The organism is Pseudonocardia sp., from assembly GCF_025965585.1.
Taxonomy (GTDB): Bacteria; Actinomycetota; Actinomycetes; order Mycobacteriales; family Pseudonocardiaceae; genus Pseudonocardia.
This window is the reverse complement of the sequence record NZ_JAOPWR010000443.1, coordinates 1-4,487: the sequence shown is the minus strand read 5'-3', so window position 1 is coordinate 4,487 and position 4,487 is coordinate 1. Positions and strand designations below refer to the sequence as shown.

Genomic DNA, 4,487 nt, shown 5'->3' with positions numbered 1-4,487 from the left:
CCGCCGAGCCCCTCACCGACGCCGACCGAGCCAAGCTCGCGCGCCGGCGGGCGGAGGCTGCGTACTGGGCGGAAGTCTCGGCCCGGCAGCGCGCCGCGCACGGCATGGTCGGCTGGTAGTTGGCGCCTTGTCTTCTTCGAGCAACGCCATGTCGCGGCCGTTCTGCGGTCGGAACCCAACGCCGCTTCCTGATGACCGGCCGGCGGGTTCGCGAAGCGGCCGCCCAACCCGCGGTGCACAAGTGCGCGTGCGGCGGCAGCCAGGAGACCAAGCGCGACTTCACGCCCGGGCACGACCAGAAGGTCCTCCCATGACCGGATCAGGACGCAGTTCGCAGGTTCGACGCTCAGGTTCATCCACTGGAGGGGCGAGACCGGCCCGAACGAGCAGGCTGAGGATTGTCGGTGACCGGCGCTAGGCTTCTGACCAGGATGAATACCAGGCAGGTGGTCGTTCCCGACCTCGGTGACGCGGTCATCGAGGTCGTCAGCGAACTCACGGAGATGCTCATCGCGCTCGTCGACGAAACGCTGGAAAGTGAGCTGCCATCGGTGCTTGCCGATGGCTTCGGGCTCGAGGCCCTGGACCGGATCTGGGGGGTCCTCAAGCCGACTCAGGAGCGCACGGCCCCGCGGCTCTTCGCCCCTGAGTGGCGAGCCGAGTATCTCCGGCTTTCCGTGGTCGAACTCGACGCCGCGGATCTCGCGACAATGGGTGAGGCGATCTGAGCGCTGGGTGCTGGACTGCTGACCGGAGATCCGCAGATCACCGGAGCGCTTGTGGACTTCTCCGACGCCGCACCTCCTGCTGCGGTCGCTGGCACGACGCCGGCCGACATGATCGCCTCCTTCGCGAGGCTGCACGGTTTGCTCGATCTCGCGTGGACCGACGATGCCGAACGCCTCTACGAGCAGCTCAACAAGGCCGTCGCCGCCGAGGAGCTCGTCCTGGATTCCCCTACCGCGGCCGCATACCTGAGGCTGGCCTCGCGCTTCGGCGCTATGTGGGGACCGCACCCCGACCTCGAAAGGTCAGACGAGCGATAACGACAGGCTCGTCGCCCCAGGAGGGATCTGTCCGCCCTGCTACACCATCGATATCGGTAACGATATTCGTTGCCGATAATGGGGGGTATGACAGTCGTGCTCGAGCAACCTCGACCCGCGGCCGCTCATGCCCGCGGTCGATTCCAGGCGCACGAGCAAGGGGCATCTGGTCTAGGCGAGGATGCAGCCGGTACCGGCTATCTGGCATAGTCAAGTCTGGGCCAGATATCTCATCAATAATGCGTATTCGGCCGTCCCGTGGGAAACGGCCGGCCACGTTTTGGCGAACATCCGGTGTGACTACTTCGCAGCCGCCGGACAACCGGCCCACCACCCCGCCGCCGTCCTACCACCAGCCGCAGGGCCAGGTCCCGCCCCAGTGGGGCCCGCCGCAGCAGAACTGGGTGCCGCAGCCCCCGGCGCCCGCACCGAAGAACGGGCTCGGCACCACCGCCCTGGTGCTCGGCATCCTCGGTGCCCTGTTCTCGCTGATCCCGTTCATCGGGGTCATCGCCTGGCCGCTGGTCATCCTCGGCCTGATCTTCGGCATCGTCGGGTTCTTCCGGGCCCGGTCCGGCAAGGCCACCAACCGTGGTGTCGCGATCGCCGGCACGATCCTGTCGCTGATCGGGCTGATCATGTGCGTCGTGTACGCCTCCGCATTCACCTCCGCGGTCGCGAACAGCACGGCTCCCTCGGCGGCCGCTCCGGTAGGCGCCGCTCCGGCCGTGTCTGGACAGGACAGCTCGACGGCGCCCGGTAAGCCCGGTGACACCCTCACCTCTGGGGATCTGCAGCTGACTGCCGGTCCGCTGACCAGCAAGACCTCGCAGTTCATGGGCCCGATGAAGTGCGCCGAGGTCAGCTACCGCAACACCGGTAGCGGGCAGGCGTCCTACAACATCTTCGACTGGAAGCTGCAGAACCCGGCCGGTGCGATCACCGACGTCGGGATCGGCGGCGACAACAGCCTGTCCTCCGGGCAGCTCGCGCCGGGTGGCACGACCTCCGGTCAGGTCTGCTTCGACGCTAAGGACAACCAGCCCGGCACCTACACCCTGACCTACAACGGTGGCCCGTTCAGCGACCCGCTGTCCTGGGTGAACTGACCCCGACCACCCTCTCTCGCTGACTGTGCCCGGCCACCGAGGTAGTCACACACCCGGCCGGGCACGCACAAGAGGAGGGCCCCCTCGCCACCCCGCGGCGAGGGGGCCCTCCTTGTCCTCCTGCTGGCATCGCACCAGGTCAAATCGCCTGTCGAGCGGGTCATGTGGGGGCAGGGCGGCGGCTTTCCGCTCCCGGGTAGCCCAACCAGGACGAGCGTTCCGCGGTCTGCATCATGTTGTCGTGGTGATCACGGACGGCTCCGTATCGGATCCCGGGACGGCCCCTGCTGGGCTCGCGCTGGGCAGCTCGCGGTAGTGGCAGGAACCGCCGTGGCGTACGGCTGGACGATCGGGGAGCTTCCGCCCGAGCCGTACTACGCGGCCGCCGTGCAAGCATGACGTCGAGCTGACACAACTTCGCGTTCGGCTCCTTCGACCCGGCTGGGACGTTGAGCCTGGACAAGCTGCCCGGCGCGTTGTGGGTGCAGGCGCTCTCGGCGCGGGTCTTCGGCGGCCACACCTGGAGCTTGATCTTTCCGCAGGTCGTCGCTGGTGCGTTGACCGTGCTGTTCTTGTTCAGGGCTGGCAGTCGGCACCCCGGAGTACGACGCGTTGTTCGCCGGATCTCGCGACGAGTCAGCAGTCGCCGCCGCCCGCGCCGCCGTCGAACCGACCGATGACGTCATCCTCGTCTAGACCTCCGGCACGACCGGCTTCCCGAAGGGCGCCCGGCACCGCCACACCACGCTGGCGGACGTGGCGTCGATGGCCGAGCTGATGGGGGTGCGGGCCGAGGACCGCATCCTCGCCGCGCTGCCCTTCTTCCACGTCGGAGGCTCGTTCCTGGCCATCGCGACTGCGCTGGTCACGGGATGCTCCATCTCCTGCCTCGAGCACTTCACGGGCGAGAACGCGCTGCGTTGCATCGAGCGCGACCGGGCCACCGTGATTAACGGCGTGCCAGTTCCGCAGCGCCTCGTGGTGCACGCCCAGCTGCTCGGCCAGCCGGCGGATCACCGGGCGCGGGTGCGTCTCCCGGTAGAGACGGACAGCGCGTTCACGCAGCTCGTCGGGGTACTTCTTCTTCGGTGCTGCCACAGAGACTCCCTTCACGGCCTACGGCCATGATCGTCGGTCTCCGAGCTACCGGGGGAACCTCAGGTCAGACGGTTCGAGGGTGTGTGAGCCGTAGCGCAACCGGGCAGCGGCCGCGGCGCCGTGGGTGGCGGCGACGTCGTGCTGGATCGTGGCCCATGCGCTGGGCGGGGTCATCGGGTGGCCGGTGTCGTCGAGCCAGCGGCTGAGCCGGTGTTTCACCCAGCCGTCCGGTGAGCGCAGCTGTGCGGCGGGGCAACGCAGCGACGCTCGGGTGCCGCCGGTGGTGGGGGCGTGGTCCAGGGCGTAGGTCAGGTCGGTGACCCACAGCTGGTTCGGCCCGTCGGCCCGGAATTGGCGTTCGACCAGGTCCGGATGCCGGGCCGCGACCGGATCTGTGCGCGTGGTGCGGACCCGCTTCGTCCGTCGGGCGCCCTCGATCCCGGCCCATGAGCCGGGCGACCTGGTCGCGGCCGCCATCGAGGCCGGCGCGGCGGGCGGCCTTGCAGAGCTTGCGGGCTCCGTAGACGCGGTAGTTGTTCTCCCACAGCGTGACCAGTTGCGGGATCAGCTCCGCATCCCGGCGCGCTCGCGGCGAAGGTGGGCGGGTCTTGGCGGCGTAGTAGCTGCTCGGGGCCACCTGCAGCACGCTGCAGATGAGCTCGACCCCGAGCCGGCGCCCCTCCACGACGTCGTCGCGGTGGGCGTCGACGAACGCCACTACCTGCGGTACTGGCGGTCGAGCTCCGCCCCGAAGAAACTCGCGGCCCGCTTGAGGACCTCGTTCGCCCGCCGCAGTTCGCGGACCTCCTGCTCGAGCTCATGCACCCGGGCGGCCTCGTCGGTGGTGACCCCGGGCTGGTGGCCGTCGTCGATATCGGCCTGGCGCACCCACAACCGCACCGACTCGGTCCCATAGCCGAGCTGATCGGCCACCCGCTTCACGGTGCCGTGATCGTGCCCAGCTCCGCGCGCAGCGTGCGAACCATCCGCACCGCGGCGGCCTTCTCCTCCTCGGAGTACCGCCGCGTGGTCGGCTTACCCGGGGACTGTTCCTTCGGCATGACTCCATCCTCGTTTCCAAGGTCAGGAGTGATGTGCCCCGGGTAGTCCGGAGTCGGGTTACTGGATGATCACTCATCCCAGTAGCTCGGAGGACCGACCCGCATGCCGAAGAGATACCCGCCGGAGTTCCGTCGCAAGGTCCGGGACCTCGTGACTTCCGGTCGTCGTGTTG

At 68.6% G+C, this 4,487-nt stretch carries 4 protein-coding genes, 3 pseudogenes and 1 other annotated feature; of the genes and pseudogenes, 5 read left to right on the top strand and 2 right to left on the bottom strand.

All coding sequences use genetic code 11. The features are described 5' to 3' along the window. The first annotated feature begins 446 nt into the window (after window positions 1-446). From JWR81_RS27230 to JWR81_RS34575, 5 genes and pseudogenes are all read left to right on the top strand, one after another. Window positions 447-728, top strand: coding sequence for a hypothetical protein (locus tag JWR81_RS27230; RefSeq protein ID WP_297659070.1), 282 nt, complete (start codon window positions 447-449; stop codon window positions 726-728). Between the two features lie 51 nt (window positions 729-779). Then, a complete protein-coding gene (locus JWR81_RS27225) occupies window positions 780-1,046 on the top strand; it encodes a hypothetical protein (RefSeq protein ID WP_297659069.1) in 267 nt (88 codons plus the stop codon). Window positions 1,047-1,342: 296 nt separating this feature from the next. Further along, complete coding sequence (locus JWR81_RS27220) at window positions 1,343-2,155, top strand: DUF4190 domain-containing protein (protein WP_297659068.1); 813 nt, start codon at window positions 1,343-1,345, stop codon at window positions 2,153-2,155. 482 nt (window positions 2,156-2,637) lie between these two features. Next, window positions 2,638-2,835: a hypothetical protein gene (locus JWR81_RS27215; RefSeq protein WP_297659071.1), complete on the top strand. Its 198-nt coding sequence runs from the start codon at window positions 2,638-2,640 to the stop codon at window positions 2,833-2,835. 76 nt (window positions 2,836-2,911) lie between these two features. Continuing rightward, window positions 2,912-3,082: pseudogene (locus JWR81_RS34575) on the top strand (hypothetical protein); the annotation flags it as partial. Here the strand turns inward: JWR81_RS34575 and JWR81_RS34570 are convergent. Together JWR81_RS34570 and JWR81_RS27205 are read right to left on the bottom strand one after the other, a co-directional pair. Beyond that, window positions 3,071-3,253, bottom strand: a pseudogene (locus tag JWR81_RS34570) (transposase); the annotation flags it as partial. The pseudogenes JWR81_RS34575 and JWR81_RS34570 sit on opposite strands and share 12 nt — an antisense overlap. A gap of 303 nt (window positions 3,254-3,556) precedes the next feature. Beyond that, window positions 3,557-4,314: pseudogene (locus tag JWR81_RS27205) on the bottom strand (IS3 family transposase); the annotation flags it as partial. Next, window positions 3,882-4,016 (bottom strand) — a sequence feature (AL1L pseudoknot). Its footprint overlaps the pseudogene before it by 135 nt. Window positions 4,315-4,487 lie beyond the last annotated feature (173 nt).